Genomic DNA, 18,198 nt, shown 5'->3' on the forward strand with positions numbered 1-18,198 from the left:
AAAAAACGGCACATATCGAGCGTAATTCAATGCACAGACAAAAATCCGGGAAATACATTCCTTCAGGTATTTTACATTACTATCGGAGTATTGTGGATTTGAACAAGATTCGCATCATCATATGAAAAAATCTAATAAAACATCTTCATGAATGATATATACTTTACCTCTTCTCCATGGAAGGATAGTCTGTTTCCGGAGAAAATGCCATTCAACATGGCATGGAGTTGAGTGGTTCTCCATAGCCCGGACTGACAACTCCAGTCTGCATGACCTTCGACGAGACCATCGGTGCTCCGGAACGGATTGCCGGTATCGGCCACAAGGTTTCAAGGCGGAGTCCTTCACGTCGTGACCATGATCGAGACGGCGAAAGCGCAATTGCCTGCATCGGCAGAAGGGCTTCTGGACGAGAACGAAGCCATCTGGCGGCGAAACTACCTCGCCTATGGCATCGTCTTCATGCTGTTGGCGGTGGGTGCCCTCATGCTGGCACTCGGTCTCCGGCTGCAGACGCGGCTGCTGAGCATCAGCGAAGTGACCGTGGAGGAACTGTCCATCCTGCGGGGAATTTCCGACCGCTTCGACTATCTGTTCGATCAGGGTACGATGGAACCGATCACCGTCGACCTGATTACCAAGGTCATCAACGAGAACAACAGGCAACTCGATCGCCTGCTGGCACTCAACGAACGGATAAGGAAAGACAAGCAGGTCATCAGCCGATACGGGTCGATCACGAATATCCTGTCGAACGAGAGTGGAGACCTGCTCAAGCTGTTGCGCGAGCATGAAAAGCATTTCCGCTCCTATGCAAGTTACCTCAAGATGATGGAGTTCCAGTCGGGCAAGGATCCCCAGCGGTTCTTCGATACCCACGAGCATTTCATCGCGATGAAAATGCCCCAGCTTCTCACCACGCAGAACCGGCTGACCGAGAAGCTGCAGGCCAATATCAGCGAACAGCAGTCCACGTTGATGATCGGCTTCACGGTGATGGTCGGCGGCATATTCTCGGGCCTGACGATGATCTGGTACCTCGTCTTCCTGCCCTTGCGGCGACAGATCGAGATCAACCGCAAGGCCATCCGCAACCAGCACATGCAGCTGGCCTACCTGGCCCATTGGGACAGGCTGACCAAGCTTGGCAATCGCCATCTGTTCCATCAGACGCTCGACAGTCTCGTCGCATCGCGCAAGCGCTGCTCGCTTGCTCTGATCGACGTCGACCGCTTCAAGTCCATCAATGACAGTTTCGGCCATCTGCACGGCGACGGCGCACTGGTCGCCATCGGGCAGAGGATGAGCGAGGCAGCGGCCGGAGACGCGCACATCTTCCGACTAGGCGGCGACGAGTTCGCCGTCGTCTTCGATCATCTCTGGGAAGCCCGTTCGATCCACCGGACACTTGAGAACATCCTGCTGGCCTGTCGTGAGGCGATCGAGTTCCCGGACATGACGCTGAACCTCAGCGTGAGCATCGGCCTTGCATCGTCGACCGGGAATACGCCCGGTGCGGAGAGCCTGCTCGCGGCCGCCGACAAAGCACTCTATCATGCAAAACTCCATGGAGGTGACCAGCTTGCCTGCTACGATGAACTCTTCGACCGTTCGATCACGCATTACATCTCGTTCGACCAGCAACTGATCGACGCCGTTCGCCTCGAACGGTTCAAGGCGTTCTATCAGCCGATCGTCTGCCTCAAGAGCGGCCGAGTGCGGCGGCTCGAAGCCCTTGCGAGACTGGTTGGCGCCGACGGTAAGCTTCTCGCGCCCGGAGCCTGGATTGCCGATGCAGAAAGGCTCGGACTGATGAGCCGTATCAGTTGGCGGATGCTGGAAATCATCAAGTCCGATGCTCCGAGATTGCGCCGCGCATTTCCCGATCTCGAATCGATCGCCCTGAACGTCACCGGCGTGATGCTTGCCGATGGCCGGCTTGAACAGGAAATCATTTCCAGTCGCACGGAAAATGGTCACTCGTGGCTCAGCATCGAACTCACCGAGGGCTGCATGATCGAGCGCGGCTCCGGCAATATCCACCATCACCTCCAGCGCCTGAGCGATGCCGGCGGGGTCATCAGCCTCGACGATTTCGGCACCGGTTTCGCGTCGCTGGCGCATCTCCAGCAAATCCCGTTCGACATGATCAAGATCGACCGTCGCTTCGTCGCCGATATCGACAGCGACGCGGGCAACAGGGTGATCATCGAGGGCATGATCAAGCTTGCCCACGGGCTCGGCAAGCAGGTGGTCTGCGAGGGCATCGAAACCCGACCCGTCTTGAACATCCTGACAGATCTCGGCTGTGAATTCGGCCAAGGGTACCACTTCTCCCGCCCGCAGCCGCTCGAGCGGCTGATCAGTCACTGCCTGCAACGGTTCGAGCGAAGAGCGCAACATACGGCTGAGGTGGTACCCTTCAAGGTTCAGCAGGGGAGAACGGCATGATGACGATCATACAAGAACGCTCCCGTTCATCCGGCGGACTTCGACTGGCCGTCGCCGGCCTGGTGACGGCCATGCTGGCGTCGATCATGCCCGCCATGCCCCGCGCCGGGGAAGCCCCTGAGGTCGAACTGGTGCACTGGTGGATCTCGCCTGGGGAAGCCCACGCGGTCGACCTGTTCCGCGAAGAGGTCGAACGGCGCGGCGGCGTCTGGAAGGCGATTGCCGTCGAGAGCTATCTCGCCACGAAGACCGTCGTCTCGAAACGCCTGCAACTGGGCATGCCGCCGACCCTGACCCAATGGATCAGCGGAAGTGACCTCATGGCCCTCCACGAAATCAACAAGCTCGGACCGATGCCGCAGACCTGGCGCGGACAGCCGCTGAAGTCGCTGATCTTCGAAGAACTCTGGGAGATGGTGCAGGACAACGGGGTGGCACTTGCCATTCCTGTCGGCATGCACATGCAGAACTACGCCCTCCACAATGCAGCGGCCTATGCGGCCATCCACAGCGATCCGCCGGCAAGCTGGCGCCAGTTTCTCGAACTGGCACCCCGCCTGAAGGACGCAGGCTACGTACCCATCGCCACCAGCAGCGAAGACTGGCAAATCGAGAACCTCTTCATCACCATCGTCATCGATCTTGGTGGAGTGGAAGCCTACAGGGCCATTCACAGCGATGCGCGACTTGGAAGCGAAGGGAAGATCCTGAGCGAAGCCTTTTCGATCCTGCGCGAACTGCGCGGCTACGCGCTTGAGCCCCGACTGGCGCGCAACTGGGCCGAAGTCACGGCCATGGTTGCCGACGGTCGTGCTGCAACCGCCATCATGGGGGATTTCGCCAAGGGCGACATGGTTGCTGCCGGACTGAATCCCGGCACCGATTTCCTTTGCACCTTTGCTCCCGGGAACCAGCATATCCAGCTCTGGGCGGCCGATGTGTTCGTACCGCTCAACCTGGAAGCCAGCGATCCCGATCCGGGTGTTGCCCTCATCATGGATGTCATCATGGATCCGGCGGTGCAGGCGGAATTTGCGCGCCGTAAGGGTGCCCTGCCGGTGCGCAAGGGGATTCCACACGAACTTCTGGGTCCTTGCGAGCGCGACATCTATGCCGAGTGGGAAGCGCACCGGAATACGCTGGTCCCGTTGGTGGGCGTGGGAGATTCGGTCCGTGTCGCGACCATCCGCAACCTCGTCAAGGACTACTGGGACAATCCCGTCATGTCACCGGATGACGCGGCCACGAACTTCATGGCCGTGATCAATGAAATGGGCATGCCATGACGGACGGGTTCCGCCTGTGGGCAGCCGCCGCATGGCGCCGGTTCGCGCCGCTCAATGCGAAAGATCGTACTCGTACAGTGTGACTGGCGTCCCATTGAAGCTCATCGGCTCACGCTTCTGCGCGCCAAGGCGAAGGGCAAGACGTGCCGAGGCGAGATTTTCGTCGGCTATGATGCTGACGAGGCGTCCTGGAGCGAACTTCGGCACCTCGTGCTTCAGAACGGCGCGGCAAGCCTCTTCGGCATAGCCCTTGCCCCAGAATGGCCGGTGCAATCCGTAGGCCAGTTCCATGGCGGGCCAACCCTCGGGACGCAACAGGCCCACGCGTCCCATGAAGGCACCGGAATTCCGGTCCTCAACAGCAAACAATCCAAAACCGAGCAAGGCCCAGTGGCCGAGGATTCCCGCCAGCAGCCGAAAGGCGTCCGTGCGGTTGCGTACGCCGCCGATGAATCTTGCGGTCTCCTCATCTTCCATCATCGTTGCAAACTCATCGAGATGATCGCCGGCCGGCAGACACAGGCGCAAACGCGGGGTCACGATCACCGGAGCCTGTGTGAGATCGAGCATCATGGCCGTCATCTCCGCTGGCGGAAGAATTCGCGCAGCAACGAGGCCGACGCCGCTTCGTACATTCCCCCGTAGACGTCCGGCCTGTGGTGACAACTGGAGGCGGAAAACACCCTTGCTCCATTGTCGACACCCCCGCCCTTGGGATCTTCCGCACCGTAATAGAGTCTCCGGATGCGGGCAAAGGCGACGGCCTGCGCGCACATGGGACAGGGTTCCAGCGTCACGTACAGATCATGATCGGTCAGGCGCGGTGTCAGCAGACGCCGACCGGCCTCGCGCAACACCAGGATTTCGGCATGAGCCGCGGGATCGCTGTCACGCTCGACACGGTTGCATGCCTCCGCGATCACTTTGCCTTGCGCCGACACCAGCACTGCGCCTACCGGTACCTCGCCGGCCTTCGCGGCCATCCTCGCCAGTTCCAGTGCCCGGAGCATTGGCGAGGCGTTCACTCGCCGAGGTCGAATGAAACGCTGAAGGTCTTGGCGTCCGCCGGTGGCGAGGGAATATCGAGCGTGAAACGCGCGACCGACTCCGTGGGGAGCATCGGCTGGTCGACCATGACCATCTGCTCGTCAATGGCCGCATTGTCGCCATCGAGCAGCTTGACGATGATGATCGGCACGTCGCGCTCGCGGCTGGTCACATTGTGAACCTCGCCCTTGACCCTCAGGACGCGATTCCCGTCCCTTTCGAGGGTTTCGGTGATGACATCGCGGATCTCGAGGCCCAGGACCCGTGTGATCGGCAGCCCCAGAGCCTGATAGATTGGCTGGGTTCCGGGGAAGGAATCAACGATCTCGTCACGTGCAATGACCAGCCCACCCAATGTCAGCACACTGACCAGCAGCAACAGCCACCCTGCCACGACCGCGAGGGAGAGAGCCGGGGACTTGTCGGCGATATTCTGCCGCTCGATCGATCTTGTCGTAGTCTCGCCGGCATCAGCACCTTCCGGCCGGTCATCCTCGTCTTCCGCTTCGGGCCGGTCGACTCCGTCGTCGTCATCGCCATCGTGGAAGATCTCGTCAGCCCGTGTATCGAAGGCCGCGTCAAGATCGACATCGAGATCGTCGTCGTCATCGCCACCGACCTCCGCATCGATTTCCTCGGCAGCCCGGTCGAGCGATTCCGCCAATCGTCGCGCATCCTCCTCCTCGGCCACGGCAGGCATGACCTGCCAGCGGTGGCTGCATGAGGTGCATCGGACCTTTCGGCCTTGATCACCGATCGATTCATCGGGAATGTTGTACAGCTTGCCGCAACTTGGACAGGTGATCTGCATGTCGCCCACAAAACTCATGACGTACTTCTTTTCAAAGCACGTTTCCGGTTGTCTGTCATTCCTGCCGGATGACCCGGCACCATGCCGCAATCGGCATTATAACGCAAAGGTTGATGTAACCCTAGACGTCCCGAGGTCGATATGCCAAGACTCCGATCGACGGACCTGCAGCCGGAGAGCCCGATAAAGGTGGATGATACCACAATAGTACTGCTGCGCGATGTCGACCTGTCTTACGAACCGGGCGCAAAGGCCCTCGCCGGAGTCGATCTCAAGATTCAAAGCGGCAGTTTCCATTTCCTCACCGGTGAAAGCGGGGCGGGCAAGACGTCGCTATTGCGCCTCCTAAGTCTATCGGTGCACCCCGAACGCGGACAGATGAACCTGTTCGGCCGTGATGTCGCACGTCTCCACCGCAGGGAACGCGCATCCCTGCGGCAGCGGATCGGAGTGATCTTTCAGGACTTCCGCCTGTTGAAACATTTGACAGCGTTTGACAATGTCGCACTTCCCCTGCGTATCGCGGGCATGAAGGAGGACCGCATCGCCTCGACCGTCTGCGACATGTTCACCTGGCTCGAACTGGAGGAGATCATGGAGAAGCGGCCTGCAGAGCTGTCGATCGGCCAGCAGCAGCTGGTGGCGATTGCCCGCGGCGTGATCACCCGCCCGAAATTGCTGCTGGCCGACGAACCCACCAGCAATGTCGACCAGCGACGAGCCGATCGCCTGATCAATCTCTTTCTCCAGATGGAGAAACTCGGCACATCGGTAATTTTTGCCACGCATAGCGGCGATCTGCTGCGCCGGCACCGTTTCCCGGCTTTACACATGGAAAAGGGCCGGTTGCGCACCCAACCGCGAGCCGGTCTGCAGGCGGCGGGCTGACGACCATGGTCGGACGCGTTCTCGACCTGCCGTTGCAGGATGCTCCCCTGAACAAGGTGCTGACATGGCTCGCCGCCGGGCTCGCCTTCATCGCCGTGGTCGCCGTTTCCGTCGCCGTCATCGCCCATGCGCAACTCCGCGAGCTCTTGCGTGAACCGCTGATGGTCACGATTGCCATGCCATCCCTGAATGAAAGCAGTTCCGGCGTACCGGCTGCCGGACGCGCCGACCCGATGGGCGAGGTGGTGAACTGGCTGAAGGTCCAGCCCGGCGTGCTGTTTGTCGACCCATTGTCCGATTCCGAGCTCGGCAAACTGGTGGAACCGTGGCTGAGCGATCCGCAAGCCACCGATTCCCTTCCCATGCCACGGCTCATCGATGTCGGTCTCAACGCCTGGAATCCACCCGACCTCGATGAACTCGGCCGAAAGCTTCAGGAGATCGTCCCCGGAACGGCAATCGGCGAGACAGGCTCGACGCAGGATGCCCGCAAGCACACGCTCGAATTCACCCGAATGGCAGCGATCGGCATTGCCGGCGCCGCCCTTTTCATTTGCATGATTGCCTTCATCTACATCACACGCATTCACGTTCGCTTCGAACGCGATTCCATCGACCTGCTGCGACAGATGGGAGCCAGCGACGGCTACCTCGCCCATCAGTTCGAGCTGCACGCCCTGTTCAGGGCCTTTCGCGGCGGCCTGTGGGGGTTCGGCTGCGCGGCCGCAACCCTGCTGCTGGCAATCTACGGCAACCGGCTGATCCAGTATGAGCTTCCGTTCTCCATCCGGCTGCTGCCGTTCGACTGGTTCGTGCTGGCCGTGCCGCCGATGGTGATGGCGCTTCTGGTAGCCGTCGGCGCAAGACTGTCCGCCCATCTCGGATTGCTGCGCCAGCCCTGACGCGCACCTTCGACGCTTGCCGGAGCGGCGGGAGCGCGGCACTGTACGGGAAAAGCGCTTTCGTTGCGAGGATCCGAAAACGTGCCTTTCCTGCGTTCCCTGCTGTTCAACATCGCCTTCTACATCTGGACGATCATGGTGCTTCTGGCGCTGGTACCGTTCGCCTGGTTCATTCGTCCGCACAGCATACGCATGGTGGCAGGGATCTGGGCTGGCGGTGTGCAGTTCCTGCTGCGGCTCATCATCGGTCTCGACTGCCGCGTCGTCGGGCGCGAAAAGTTGCCCGAAGGACCCGTACTCATCGCCAGCAAGCATCAGTCCGCATGGGAGACCATCTACTTCTATCGAATAAGTTCCGACATTGTGATCGGTCTGAAATATGAGCTCAGCCGCATTCCACTGTTCGGCCAGTACATCCAGCTTGCCGGCAGCGTGGTGATCGACCGCGGTGGAGCGGCACAGGCGCTGCGCTCGCTTGTCCGCGGGGCCAGGGCCGCGGTTGCCGAGGGCGTGAGCTTCCTCATCTTCCCCGAAGGAACACGTCAGGTCCCAGGGGCGAAGCCGGACTACAAATCCGGAATAGCGGCCCTCTACAACACGCTCGGTGTCCCTTGCGTTCCCGTAGCACTGAATTCCGGCCTGTACTGGGGGCGTCGCAGTTTCATCAAGCATCCCGGTATGATCACGCTGGAATTTCTCGATCCCATCGAGCCGGGACTCCAGCGAAGGGAATTCATGAAATTGCTGGAAGAACGCATCGAGACAGCCAGCAACCGCCTGCTGGCTGACGCTCCGAAGCCTTCCTGAATGCGGCAGGAACGGATATCGGATGGACAGAAGCTGGATGATCAGGCCGACATCCGCATGCCATGACGTATCGCCCGCCTGCGCACCGGCCCGGCCGCGGCCAACGTATCGAGCAACAGGCGGCGTCCCTGGCGCAATGGTGCGATATCATTCGAGAACAGGCGATTGAGAGCGTCAGTCATGCGCAGGCGCGAGGCGTTGTCGGACTGCCGCGCCCGCTGATATCGCAGGATGGCTTCTCCCCCGATGGGCAGGGATCTCCTGCGCGCATCATCCAGCACATCGAGCAATGCGACGATATCGGCAACGCCCATGTTGAAGCCCTGTGCGTGAATGGGATGAACTCCGTGGGCCGCATCGCCGATCAGGGCAATTCCGGGGGCGACATAACGCCGGGCATGCTGGGCGCTGAGCGGATAGAACTGCACGGGTCCGTCGATGTGCATCGACCCCAGTTCACTTCCCAGTTCCGCCTCGACCAGCGACATGTCGCCGGATCGCAACCGACGATATACCGCTTCAGCACGGGTGTCGGCTTCGACCCAGGTAATCCCCGAAGAATGCCGTCCCAGCGGCAGGGTGGCCAACGGCCCCTGAGGCCGCAGCCGCTCCATGACGACGTGCCGGCCGTCGCGCTCGTGCGCGACAATGAACGAGATGGCTGACTGGCGGTAGGACAGGCTGTCGATGGAAATACCCGCGAGCCGGCGCACCACCGACCCCCGTCCATCCGCGCCGATCACGAGATCCGCCCGAAGCCTGCGGCCATCATCGACGACCAGCACCCCCCTGCGCTCCATGGACACCAGCGATCCCCTGACCCAGCAATCCCTTTCGACGGCTGCGGAAAGCGCACCGCGCAAGACCGAATTGTCGACTCCGTAGGCGAGCGGCTCGTGCCCGACCTCGCTGGAACGATAGACCACATGACCGCCGGATGCGGTATCCCGTACATCCACCCGCCGCACCGGCCACGCCACGGCAGCCAGGTAACGCCAGGCACCCAGCTGTCGCAGGGCCGCATGGCTGCCCGCGAGGATGGCCAGCGTTCGCCCACTGGCCGGCGGACGTCCGGGGCCCATGGGATCGATGACGCGGACGTTGAAACCGGCCGCGGCAAGCACAATCGTTGCCAGCAGCCCGGCATGGCCTCCACCGACGACGGCAATCTGACAACGGTCGACCTGTTTCATCATGGTGATGACAATGCCTCATCTCGGCGATGCGGTCGAGCAGCAAGGTCGTCGCCCCTCTCTGGCTTCACCGCCCCGCAGCGAGAACAGTACTCAGCCGCGTACCATCAACGCGCAGGCATCTTCCCCCATGCGAGTGGTCATCTCTCCCCTGATCTTGTTCAGCGCCCCCTGTTCGATCTGGCGAACCCGTTCCTTGCTGATCCCGAGGCGCATGCCCAGCTCCTCCAGCGTGCATCCCTGCTCACTCAGGCGACGTTCGCGGATGATGGTCTGTTCCCGTTCATTGAGACCGGCAATCGACTGGCGCAGGAGAACGCGCCACTTGCGGCCGTCCATCTCCTGTTGGATGACCTGCGAGGGATCGGGCCGTTCATCGACGAGCCGGCTCTCGTAGTCCCCGCCGCGATCGCCACCGAGGAGCGTGTGCAATGACTGATCGCCGACGCCAAGTCGCCGTTCCATGTTTTCAACGTCCTCGACCTTGACCGAGAGGATCTCGGCGATCTGTCGGCGTGTCCGATCATCCATGGGGCCATCCACGGGGTTTCCCACCCGGGCACGCAAACGTCTCAAATTGAAGAACAGGGATTTCTGGGCGGCAGTGGAGCCGAGCCTGACGATCGACCAGTTACGCAGGATGAATTCCTGCATTGAGGACCTTACCCACCATCCGGCATAGGTCGAAAAGCGAAATCCTCGCTCCGGCTCGAACCGCTCGGCCGCCTGCATAAGCCCGATTACGCCCTCCTGCATGAGGTCGCTCATGGTCAGCCCATAGTGACGAAAGCGCGAAGCCTGACTGACGACCAGACGCAAATAGGAGCGGATCAGCTCATCGAGGGCCTGCGAATCGCGTTCATCACGCCACGCCATCGCGAGCTGCCGCTCGCGCTCGTGACTGAGAACCGGCATTTCCATGGATTGCCGGACCAGTTGCCGGTCGGCGGTATCCCAAATTCCATGCGAACGTCCGCTCACAGGACACCTCCTTCGATGCCGTCTCGGATTTCCGCAAGCTTCGACAGCTCCTCGGATCCTCGCAAGAAACCGTCGGGAAGGACTTTCAGTTCCGCCTGTCACCTCGCCTTTTCACGTCGAACCAGCTGCCGAATTGGCTGCGCGGCTCCTCGGTCAGGTCGAGATCGACCGGATGGACCCGCGCCCGCCATCCTTCGTCGAGCCGAATCCAGTCCTTGCGCGTGGTCAGGATCGGGCGGTCCCCGGAATGGCGCCAGATCGTGAATATTTCCTCATGGGTGAAGGTATGGTGATCGGCAAAGGCGTAATGGTCGACTATCCCCGCTCCAAGGGCTGTCAGATCCCGCAGGAACCGCGATGGATCAGCGATGCCGGTCACCACCGTGACACTCCTACCGTTTAGCGCAACGGGCGATCTCAGCCGTCGCCGGAAGCGGAATAACGGCTTGTCCCGATGCCAGAATGATGGCGTATACCCCTGATTTACAAGAACAAGGGCATCGGCACGACTCGCGGCGCGCTCCGGCTTTTCGCGCAATGGTCCGGCAGGCATAAGGTGGCCATTTGCAGTGGGTGCCGCCGCATCCACGACAAGGAAAGCGATATCGGCCCGCAACGGCATCGACTGCAGGCCATCATCGAGCAACAGGAGACTGGCGCCCGCCGCGACAGCTCGGCGACCGGCTTCAACCCGGTCCGCACCGACCCATGTGGTGCCATCGGCCGCATGCAGCAGAGCCTCGTCGCCGAACATGCGAAAATCACCGTTGTCCGGGTCGACTTCATGTACCCCTTCGCCGGACCGTCCATAGCCACGCAGCAATACATGAGGCATTTCGCCGCATGCAAGCAACCGACGGCGCAAGTGGCGCACGAAGGGCGTCTTGCCCGAGCCGCCCACGCGCAGGCCACCAACGACGACAACCGGGACTTCGGATGGCACGGGCTTGTGATTTCGCCACCTGTCGTAAATGTCCCGCAACCATCCATGGAGCCCGGCCAGCGGCAGCAGTGCCGTTACCTGCCAACCACCCTCCTGCCAGAATCGGGGCTCCTTCATGTCCCGCATCGAACAAGCGGTTCAAGCTCGATGGCGAGGCGGTCCAGAAGCCGGGTGCGGCACGCGGCCAGCCTTTCCCGTTCGGCGGCAATCGCCTCCGGTGGGAATTGTCGATGCCAGATCGACTGGATGCACCGTGTCAATGCGGATCCATCCTCGACAACGACCAAGGCACCCGATTGCCGCAGCCGCTCCCCGTCATGCCCGAGCTTCCCGGTATGCGGCCCCATGGCCGGCAGACATTGATGACGGATCGCCTCCAGCGGATTGTGGCCGCCCTGCGATGTCATGGACCCGCCGATGAAGGCAACGGGCACCCAGTCGTAGAGCGTCCCGAGACAACCGATCCTGTCGATCAGGAAGACTTGTGTCGTTGCATCGGGCACAGGCTGTTGCGACAGGCGTCCGACATGCAGCCCGCTTTGCCGGAGCAGCCTCTCGACGGTATCGGCACGCTCCGGATGCCGCGGGGCCAGCACGGTAAGTGGATTGGCTGTCGTCCGTTCGAGCAGGATATGAACGCCGGCGACGATCTCCTCCTCACCGTGATGAGTACTGGCGGCCAGCCAGACCGGCCTGCAACCGGCCGCCTGCTTCAGTTGGTCGAGCCACGCGCCATCAACGGGCAGCGGGGCAGCCGCGGCCTTGATATCACCGACAACCGTCACCGACGGTGCTCCCAGCCGGGCAAAGCGATCAGCCATGACAATATCGCGCGCCAGCACCCTTGTCAGTCTGGAGAACAGGGGCCTTGCAAGGACGGGCACGCGCCGCCAGCGGGAAAACGACCGCTGTGACATGCGCGCATTGACGACAGCGACCGGAACGCCGCGGCCGTCGAGCATGTACAGGGTGACCGGCCAGATTTCGGATTCCATCAGGATCACCAGATCCGGCCGCCAGTGATCGATGAAAGACCGGACGATGCCAGGCATGTCGAGCGGCGCCAGCGCCAGGGTGACGCCCGCGGGCAGGAAGCGGCCCATGACGTTGCGTGCGGCATCGGTCGTGACCGTCAGGATGACATGGCGATCCGCAACCCGCAGCATGCAGTCGATCACCGGCAACGCACTCATCGCTTCGCCGACGCTGACGGCATGGACCCAGATCCGCGAGCCCGCTGGAACACCGTCGACCAGACCGGGGACAAGACACAGCCGCTCGTCCCGGCGATGCCGGGCCATGAAGGCCGCCAACAGCCGTTCGGGCAGACCCGTCAGGCGGCGAGGTCCGGGAAAAGACCGGCAAGTTCTTCTGCTGTCGCACCGCTGACACCACGTTCGGTGATCAGCCCCGTCACCAGCCGTGCCGGAGTGACGTCGAACGCGTAATTGGCGGCGGGGCTGCCATCCGGAGTGATGGTTACCGTCTCGATGCGGCCGTCGTCCGTACGACCCGTCATGCGCGTCAGCTCATCCGGGGAACGCTGTTCAATGGGGACTTCCTTCACCCCGTCCGCAATCGTCCAGTCGATGGTCGTCGACGGCAGGGCGACATAGAACGGAACCCCGTTGTCATGCGCTGCCAACGCCTTGAGGTAGGTGCCGATCTTGTTGCAGACGTCACCTGTCCGGGTGGTCCGGTCCGTCCCGACAATACAGATGTCGACCTTCCCGTGCTGCATGAGATGTCCACCGACATTGTCGGCAATCACCGTATGCGGGACACCCTGGTGCAGGAGCTCGAAGGCGGTCAGCGAAGCGCCCTGATTGCGCGGCCGGGTCTCATCGACCCACACGTGGACGGAAATGCCCTCCTCCTGCGCGCGATAGACCGGTGCCGTCGCCGTCCCCCAGTCGATGGTGGCCAGCCAGCCGGCATTGCAGTGGGTGAGAATGTTGACCGGGTCGCCATCGCTCTTGGTCATGGCGATGTTGCGAATGAGCGCAAGACCGGCATCGCCGATTGCGCGACAGATGAGCACGTCCTCGTCCGCAATTGCCGCAGCCTCGCGATAGGCGACATCCACCCGATGACGACCATCCCGCGCGCGCAACCTGTCGGTCATGCGCTCCAGAGCCCAGCGGAGATTGACCGCCGTCGGCCGGGTCGCCATCAGCTGTGAGACCGCACTTTCGAGGTTGGCATCACCCGGATCTTCAGCCATCGCCAGGGCCATGCCATAGGCGGCCGTGGCACCGATCAGCGGCGCACCGCGGACCTGCATCGTCGAGATCGCCCGGGCCGCATCCCCGACATTGCACAAAGCCAGAATATCAATGGCATGAGGAATCCGGGTCTGGTCGAACGTCCTGACCGTACGACCGTCTTCGTCCAGCCAGATGGTTCGGGATCGGCGACCGTTGATCAGCATGTGTTCCCCCCTTCCGGGGCGGAGAATAGCCGGTACACCCCAGCCGGCACAACTTCTCCTTGCAGAAATCGCAAGGAGAATATATATGATTAAATACCTATATAGGAGTATTTCCATGCCTGCCCGTGAAACCCGTTACCATGCCGACGACCTGATCCGCCGGCTGCAACAGAGGCTCCTCGAACAAGGTTACCAATGTGGCGAGGCCGACGACCGGTTCGGACCGAAGACCCGCGCCGCATTGATGCAGTTTCAGGACGATGCCGGTCTGTTGGTCGATGGAATAGCCGGCCCCGTAACGCTTGCGGCACTTGGTGTCGAACGGACCCGGCGAAGCGACATCCTCGAACGGATCACTCCCGGGCGCATCCGCAAGCTCTTCCCCTATACCCGACCACCAGCCATTGCCCGCAACCTGCCCCATATCCGCGCCGGACTTGCCGCCTTCGATCTCACCGACAAGCCCATGGCGTTGATGGCATTGTCAACGATCAGGGCAGAATGCGAACCGTTCGAGCCGTTGAATGAACAGCCATCGCGATACAGTTGTTCGTCAGGCCGTGACGATTTCGACCTGTATGACCATCGCTGCGATCTCGGCAACCTGGGAGCGCCCGACGGGTGGCGCTTTCGTGGAAGGGGCTTCGTCCAGCTTACCGGACGAGCCAATTACCGTCGTGTCGGTCGCCTGATCGGCCTGGGCGACCGTCTTGAGGAAGACCCCGACATGGCGGCCGAAGGAGAGACGGCCGGCCAGATCCTTGGCGCATTCCTGGCCACCCGCGAACGGGCGATCAGGGAAGCCTTGATGGAACGGGACCTTCGCCGCGCCCGGCGGCTGGTCAATGGCGGTGCGCATGGGCTCGAACGTTTCATCGACTGTTTCGAACGCGGCGACCGGCTGTTCGACGATGCACCGGCCTGCGAGCGGGTCGACGGCATCTGATCCCGATGGGGTCGGTCTCAGCTGCCACCGGCCTCGATCAGCGCGGCCCTGGCCGTGACTGCCTCGATGCTGGCAATGGAAGCGGCATTGCGGATGAGGTCCCTGGCCAGTGTGAGATTGCGCCGCTCGCAGGCAGCCCGCCTGCCATGGTCCTCGATCTGCTCCATGTCGATATTATGGGCAAGCCCTAGCGTCCGGCGGATCATCGAGCAACCGGCGTAACCGAGCGCATCCTCGAATAGCTGGCGCATGAAGCCATGCTGTGCCTTGCCAAGCGACAGACGGCCGGCCTCGCCCTCGAACAACGAGGCCGGGAACGCATCGCCGGTGCCATGGGCATTCCATAATGCCGTGAACTTGTGGGCAAATCCGTTCCATACCGTCTCGACTGTCTCAAGCAACCACCGGCGGTAGGCATCACGCTCTCCGGGCTGATGCTCGTGTCCGCGTTGGCTGAAATAGGCCAGGAGAAGGTTGCCGATGAGCTTGCCCACATCGAAGCCCATGGGACCGAAGAACGCGAATTCGGGGTCGATGACGCGGGTATCCTGCTGCGTGATCATGATCGACCCCGTGTGAAGATCACCATGCAGCAAGGCTTGCGTTTCAGTCATGAACTTCATCTTGAGAACACTGACCGCGCGTTTGAGCCCCTCATCCCCGCGGATGGCGGCCGCCTCGGCATCAAGCCCCGGACTGGTCCAGCGATTGAGCTCCGCGATCCGGTAAGGGTCGGTGAAGATGAGGTCCTCGGTGATCCTGCACAACTCGGTATTGGCGCAGAACGTGGCCACCATGGCCTTCTTGTCACCGGCCTTCATCGCCAGATCGGACGTGAAGAACAGTGACCTTGCGAGATAATCGGTGATGTGCCCGGCAAACTGCGGATAGATGACCGCCCTGATCGTACCTTGCCGCATGATGATGTGCGGGCTCAGCCTTTCCATGACGATGAGATAGAGCCCCGCGTCATAGTGCAGGATCTCCGGCACCAGCGCGCCGACATGCCCCGCCTGGATCACGCTCGCCCGATATTCGAAGAATGCGCGATCCAGCGGCAGGGGCCAGCTCTCGCCCACCAGCCGGACATAGGGCAGGGCCTGCTTGACGCAGATCGCACCCGATGGCCCCTCGACGATGAAGACAAGGTTGAGATTGCCATCGCCGACCTCGTTGACCGTCCATTCTTCGGCGCGACCGCCCAGTCTCGATACGATCGGAGGCAACCCGGCCAGATAGGCGGGCAGAGACGATTCATCGAGGGCGCGATAGCCCGGCGGGGTTTCGATGGCCATGTTCCAATCCCTTGCGGCACAAGTCCTGCCCGCTATGGCAGACATTGCCCTGACTGGTAAAGACGTGCGAGATGGCGGCAGGTCAGGATAGCGACGATGCGGAACCGCCCATGACGACACCACGCGACGACTGCCCCCGGGCGGCCATCTCTGTCTGCAGTATCGATGATGCGACCCTTGCGGCAGCCATCGTCTGGGTCTCCATGCTGGCGGGCGTATGGATCATCGGTTCCCTGCTGGTCTATGGTGCGGAATTCGCCATTCCCATCGCGGTTGCCATCTTCCTGTGGCAACTGATCAACGGCATTGCCCGGCTGTTCGGCCGCATATCCATCGGTGGCTGGCATCCCGGTGAACTGCTCTGTCTGCTGGCAGCGGTCGTCACCATAGTGCTGGCCTGCTGGTTCCTGGTGAACATCGTCGCCACCAATGTCGCCAAGGTGAGCGAGGCAGCACCGGGCTATGAGCAGAACCTGCGCAACATGTTTCACCGTGTCGTCGGGAGCGATGGTCTTGCCCATCTGCCCAGCATCGAACAGATCACTGACAAGATCGACATCGCCTCCGCCATCACCCGGCTGTCGGGAACCCTTGGCGGACTCGTCGGCAATACCGGACTGGTGGCCCTGTACGTGATGTTCCTCCTGGCCGAGCAGGCGAGCTTCGACCGCAAGCTGGAAAAACTGTTCCGTGACGACGAGCAACGTTCGCGGATCCGGGGAATGCTCGTCGAGATCGAATATCGCATCGAACGCTATCTGTGGATCAAGACGCTGGTGAGTATCCTCACCGCCGCCCTGTGCTATGCCGTACTCGTGGTGGTGGGTGTGGACTATTCGATATTCTGGGCGCTGGTGATCTTCCTGTTCAACTACATACCCAATATCGGCTCGCTGTTCGCGGTGGCGCTTCCCTCGATCCTCACCGTGATGCAGTTCGGCTCGGTGGCCATGGGCGCAGGCGTCCTCCTCGCGCTTACCGGCATCCAGTTCATCGTCGGCAATCTGGTCGAACCGAAAATGATGGGCAATTCGCTCAATCTGAGCCCGCTGGTGATCATCCTCTCGCTGACCCTGTGGGGCTCGATATGGGGGATTGCCGGCATGTTCCTCTGCGTGCCGATTACCGTGAGCCTCACCATCGTGCTTTCGTTTTTCGAACTGACCAGGCCCGCGGCCATACTCATGTCGAGCGATGGCAACATCGGACGGTGACGTCCTGCCCGATCTCGTGTAGGTGAAAATAAAATTCGAGGTTGTTTCATGCGACGGTTTGCAGCCCCCTACATCCTGCTACTGGCACTTTCCATTCTGGCGACGCCTTTCGTACCCCGGGCGGATCCGCTGAGCGATGCACATGCCGAAGCTCTTGAGCTGTATCGTGCCAATCGTGTCGACGAGGCCCTGCCCCATTTCGAAATGGCGCTGAGTCTCGCCGAACAGCGTTTCGGCCCCACCGATCCGCGCATCTCCGTCGAGCTCAACAACCTTGCCGAAGCCTACCGGGTGCTGGGTCGTTACGACGAGGCGGAACCTCTCTACGAACGGGCGGTGGAGCTGGATGAAGGCAATCTCGGCACCGACGACCCGGATCTCGCCACCAGCCTCAACAATCTGGCCCTGCTCTACCGCGCGCAGAACCGCCTGACAGAAGCCGAGCAGCTCTACGAACGTTCGCTCGACATCCTTGAGCACACGCTGGGTCCGCGCCATCCCAACGTCGCCAAGAGCCTCAACAACCTGGCAGTCCTTTACGATATCGAGGGCAAGCGGGATCAGGCCAGGCCACTGATCGAACAGGCACTCGACATTGCCAGGGAGACGATGGGCGATGACCACCCGACGACGGTCACGCTGGAGCGCAATCTCGAAACGATGTCCAGCAGCCCCATTGAAACGGTTGACAGCGAGCCGTTCAGCGATGTCCAGCCGGCCGCCGGTGGTCCGCTGCAGGTCGATGGCGACGATAACTACGCCATTCACCTCTCGTCGGTCCGTACGGTCGATGCGGCCAATGCCGAATGGGCGAGGCTGAAGAAGAGTCTCAAGCTGCCTTCCGACTGGCCGCAGCGTACTCCGGAACGGATCGAGACCAAGGACAAGGGCACGTTCTATCGCGTCGCCGGTGGCTCGTTTGCGACCCATGAACTGGCCGTCGAGGCTTGCGACCGGATAAGGACCCAGGGTCAGTATTGCGGTGTCCTGACCCGCTGACGAC

17 protein-coding genes are annotated in these 18,198 nt (G+C 61.5%); 8 read left to right on the plus strand and 9 right to left on the minus strand.

The features are described from left to right. Positions 1–351 precede the first annotated feature (351 nt). Complete coding sequence (locus H6851_17965; protein MCB9945491.1) at positions 352–2,451, plus strand: bifunctional diguanylate cyclase/phosphodiesterase; 2,100 nt, start codon at positions 352–354, stop codon at positions 2,449–2,451. Continuing rightward, complete coding sequence (locus H6851_17970; protein ID MCB9945492.1) at positions 2,448–3,737, plus strand: carbohydrate ABC transporter substrate-binding protein; 1,290 nt, start codon at positions 2,448–2,450, stop codon at positions 3,735–3,737. Before H6851_17965 ends, H6851_17970 begins: the two co-directional genes overlap by 4 nt. 51 nt (positions 3,738–3,788) lie before the next feature. On the opposite strand, the gene H6851_17975 is transcribed toward H6851_17970, so the two are convergent. The 3 genes from H6851_17975 to H6851_17985 are packed head-to-tail and all read right to left on the minus strand — an operon-like array spanning position 3,789 to position 5,613. Continuing rightward, positions 3,789–4,310 (minus strand): GNAT family N-acetyltransferase, encoded by a 522-nt coding sequence (locus H6851_17975; protein MCB9945493.1) that lies wholly within the window; start codon positions 4,308–4,310, stop codon positions 3,789–3,791. A 5-nt stretch (positions 4,311–4,315) separates the two neighbouring features. Then, positions 4,316–4,747, minus strand: a complete 432-nt coding sequence (locus tag H6851_17980) for a nucleoside deaminase (protein MCB9945494.1) — start codon at positions 4,745–4,747, stop codon at positions 4,316–4,318. Positions 4,748–4,758: 11 nt separating this feature from the next. After that, the gene (locus tag H6851_17985; GenBank protein ID MCB9945495.1) at positions 4,759–5,613 is read right to left on the minus strand and encodes a zinc-ribbon domain-containing protein; all 855 of its coding nucleotides are present in this window, start codon (positions 5,611–5,613) and stop codon (positions 4,759–4,761) included. 195 nt (positions 5,614–5,808) lie between these two features. On the opposite strand from H6851_17985, the gene H6851_17990 reads away from it, so the two are divergent. From H6851_17990 to H6851_18000, 3 genes are all read left to right on the plus strand, one after another. Continuing rightward, complete coding sequence (locus tag H6851_17990; GenBank protein ID MCB9945496.1) at positions 5,809–6,483, plus strand: ATP-binding cassette domain-containing protein; 675 nt, start codon at positions 5,809–5,811, stop codon at positions 6,481–6,483. 5 nt (positions 6,484–6,488) lie between these two features. Then, complete coding sequence (locus H6851_17995) at positions 6,489–7,385, plus strand: hypothetical protein (GenBank protein MCB9945497.1); 897 nt, start codon at positions 6,489–6,491, stop codon at positions 7,383–7,385. Between the two features lie 81 nt (positions 7,386–7,466). Beyond that, the gene (locus tag H6851_18000) at positions 7,467–8,192 is read left to right on the plus strand and encodes a 1-acyl-sn-glycerol-3-phosphate acyltransferase (GenBank protein MCB9945498.1); all 726 of its coding nucleotides are present in this window, start codon (positions 7,467–7,469) and stop codon (positions 8,190–8,192) included. A 41-nt stretch (positions 8,193–8,233) separates the two neighbouring features. Here H6851_18000 and H6851_18005 read toward each other — a convergent pair whose 3' ends face one another. The 5 genes from H6851_18005 to mtnA all read right to left on the minus strand — a co-directional run bounded on the left by H6851_18005 (position 8,234) and on the right by mtnA (position 13,740). Beyond that, the gene (locus H6851_18005) at positions 8,234–9,388 is read right to left on the minus strand and encodes an FAD-dependent monooxygenase (protein MCB9945499.1); all 1,155 of its coding nucleotides are present in this window, start codon (positions 9,386–9,388) and stop codon (positions 8,234–8,236) included. 90 nt (positions 9,389–9,478) lie between these two features. Then, positions 9,479–10,306 carry an RNA polymerase factor sigma-32 gene (locus H6851_18010; GenBank protein ID MCB9945500.1) on the minus strand — a complete coding sequence of 276 codons (828 nt, stop codon included), beginning with the start codon at positions 10,304–10,306 and terminating at the stop codon, positions 9,479–9,481. Between the two features lie 145 nt (positions 10,307–10,451). After that, positions 10,452–11,426, minus strand: coding sequence for a tetraacyldisaccharide 4'-kinase (gene lpxK / locus H6851_18015; GenBank protein MCB9945501.1), 975 nt, complete (start codon positions 11,424–11,426; stop codon positions 10,452–10,454). Then, positions 11,423–12,610 (minus strand): 3-deoxy-D-manno-octulosonic acid transferase, encoded by a 1,188-nt coding sequence (locus H6851_18020; protein MCB9945502.1) that lies wholly within the window; start codon positions 12,608–12,610, stop codon positions 11,423–11,425. Before H6851_18020 ends, lpxK begins: the two co-directional genes overlap by 4 nt. Positions 12,611–12,642: 32 nt before the next feature. Then, positions 12,643–13,740, minus strand: coding sequence for an S-methyl-5-thioribose-1-phosphate isomerase (mtnA, locus tag H6851_18025; GenBank protein ID MCB9945503.1), 1,098 nt, complete (start codon positions 13,738–13,740; stop codon positions 12,643–12,645). Between the two features lie 115 nt (positions 13,741–13,855). Here mtnA and H6851_18030 point away from each other — a divergent pair, with 115 nt between their 5' ends. After that, positions 13,856–14,686, plus strand: coding sequence for a peptidoglycan-binding protein (locus tag H6851_18030; GenBank protein MCB9945504.1), 831 nt, complete (start codon positions 13,856–13,858; stop codon positions 14,684–14,686). Between the two features lie 17 nt (positions 14,687–14,703). Here the strand turns inward: H6851_18030 and mtnK are convergent, their stop codons facing one another. Then, positions 14,704–15,981, minus strand: a complete 1,278-nt coding sequence (mtnK, locus tag H6851_18035) for an S-methyl-5-thioribose kinase (protein ID MCB9945505.1) — start codon at positions 15,979–15,981, stop codon at positions 14,704–14,706. A gap of 110 nt (positions 15,982–16,091) precedes the next feature. Here mtnK and H6851_18040 point away from each other — a divergent pair, with 110 nt between their 5' ends. Next, complete coding sequence (locus tag H6851_18040; GenBank protein ID MCB9945506.1) at positions 16,092–17,195, plus strand: AI-2E family transporter; 1,104 nt, start codon at positions 16,092–16,094, stop codon at positions 17,193–17,195. Between the two features lie 48 nt (positions 17,196–17,243). Beyond that, positions 17,244–18,194, plus strand: a complete 951-nt coding sequence (locus tag H6851_18045) for a tetratricopeptide repeat protein (GenBank protein ID MCB9945507.1) — start codon at positions 17,244–17,246, stop codon at positions 18,192–18,194. The last annotated feature ends 4 nt before the right edge of the window (positions 18,195–18,198 follow it).

The organism is Geminicoccaceae bacterium, assembly GCA_020638465.1.
Lineage (GTDB): Bacteria > Pseudomonadota > Alphaproteobacteria > Geminicoccales > Geminicoccaceae > JAGREO01.

Coding starts and splice junctions, on each gene's coding strand:
- H6851_18040 (MCB9945506.1), top strand. CDS start 16,092: ATGACGACACCACGCGACGACTGCCCCCGGGCGGCCATCTCTGTCTGC.
- H6851_18030 (MCB9945504.1), top strand. CDS start 13,856: ATGCCTGCCCGTGAAACCCGTTACCATGCCGACGACCTGATCCGCCGG.
- lpxK (MCB9945501.1), bottom strand. CDS start 11,426: ATGAAGGAGCCCCGATTCTGGCAGGAGGGTGGTTGGCAGGTAACGGCA.
- H6851_17995 (MCB9945497.1), top strand. CDS start 6,489: ATGGTCGGACGCGTTCTCGACCTGCCGTTGCAGGATGCTCCCCTGAAC.
- H6851_18045 (MCB9945507.1), top strand. CDS start 17,244: ATGCGACGGTTTGCAGCCCCCTACATCCTGCTACTGGCACTTTCCATT.
- mtnK (MCB9945505.1), bottom strand. CDS start 15,981: ATGGCCATCGAAACCCCGCCGGGCTATCGCGCCCTCGATGAATCGTCT.
- H6851_17975 (MCB9945493.1), bottom strand. CDS start 4,310: ATGATGCTCGATCTCACACAGGCTCCGGTGATCGTGACCCCGCGTTTG.
- mtnA (MCB9945503.1), bottom strand. CDS start 13,740: ATGCTGATCAACGGTCGCCGATCCCGAACCATCTGGCTGGACGAAGAC.
- H6851_17970 (MCB9945492.1), top strand. CDS start 2,448: ATGATGACGATCATACAAGAACGCTCCCGTTCATCCGGCGGACTTCGA.
- H6851_18010 (MCB9945500.1), bottom strand. CDS start 10,306: ATGGAAATGCCGGTTCTCAGTCACGAGCGCGAGCGGCAGCTCGCGATG.
- H6851_17985 (MCB9945495.1), bottom strand. CDS start 5,613: ATGAGTTTTGTGGGCGACATGCAGATCACCTGTCCAAGTTGCGGCAAG.
- H6851_18020 (MCB9945502.1), bottom strand. CDS start 12,610: ATGGCCCGGCATCGCCGGGACGAGCGGCTGTGTCTTGTCCCCGGTCTG.
- H6851_18005 (MCB9945499.1), bottom strand. CDS start 9,388: ATGATGAAACAGGTCGACCGTTGTCAGATTGCCGTCGTCGGTGGAGGC.
- H6851_17980 (MCB9945494.1), bottom strand. CDS start 4,747: ATGCTCCGGGCACTGGAACTGGCGAGGATGGCCGCGAAGGCCGGCGAG.